This window comes from Bacillus sp. HNG, from assembly GCF_003400205.1.
In the GTDB taxonomy this organism is placed as follows: Bacteria; Bacillota; Bacilli; order Bacillales; family Bacillaceae_L; genus Ferdinandcohnia.
In genome coordinates this window covers 1-845 of sequence record NZ_QUQV01000055.1, presented here as the reverse complement: position 1 = coordinate 845, position 845 = coordinate 1, and the positions used below count along the sequence as shown (strand labels likewise).

Annotated in this window: 1 protein-coding gene; it reads right to left on the bottom strand. The window is 27.3% G+C overall.

What is annotated here, in order from left to right; all coding sequences use genetic code 11:
* Window positions 1-190 precede the first annotated feature (190 nt).
* A partial coding sequence (locus tag DZB84_RS24605; protein WP_223254555.1) for an ABC-2 transporter permease occupies window positions 191-845 on the bottom strand: 655 nt, incomplete at its 5' end.

The window sequence follows — 845 nt, the reverse complement described above, 5'->3', positions numbered from 1 at the left end:
AGCCAACATTTCGGAAATTTTGTACGCTAAGCAAATTTCAATCTAAAAAAGCCGATATCCTTGATGGATTCGACTTTTTTTATATGGATTTCTATTTGCTCCTAATTTTTTTAATTACAAATACTAAAACTGCAAACAGTATTACAAATATTATTATTGTTTTCATTTATATTCACCTCAAAAGAAGAAGCTATAAGTTTTTCTTTGAAAAGATTTGGATTGATATAATCATTGAAATTAAGATAATAAAAATAGATATTACAAAAGGCACCCAAACCATTACTGTTTGAGGTAGTGGTAATTGAAAATTGATATTAAAATTCATCGATTGGTACCACTCAATAATAGTGGGTAGTATAAATGGAGTTAAAAATATTAAAATAAAAAAGATATACTTTGTTTTTTCATAGCCAAATTTAGTTTGAATAGGTATTAATATTCCGAAAAAAACAGAAATGATCAAAAGAGCTATTCCTATACTATAAATATTTAATCTTGCTAGCCCTGTAGAAAAACCAATTGCTACTGCAAGGTTAAATAAAAGGAAACACCCAATAAAAATCACAAGAATAAATAGATATTTTGCTTTAATGACACCATTACGAGTATGTGGGGTTGTACAAAGAAGTGCTGATCCCCTATATTTATCCTCTTGCATCGAAACCATATTAAACAAAATATATTCCGTAAATAAAACGGTAATAAGAAAACTTGTAAAGCTACCGTTATCAAATCCTAACTTTGAATAAATAAATATGGGGCCAATAACTGCAAAAATAAGCATAAACAATAGGTATTTTTTGGCTAGAATGAAATCCTTTTTGACAAGATGAAATAACATTTTT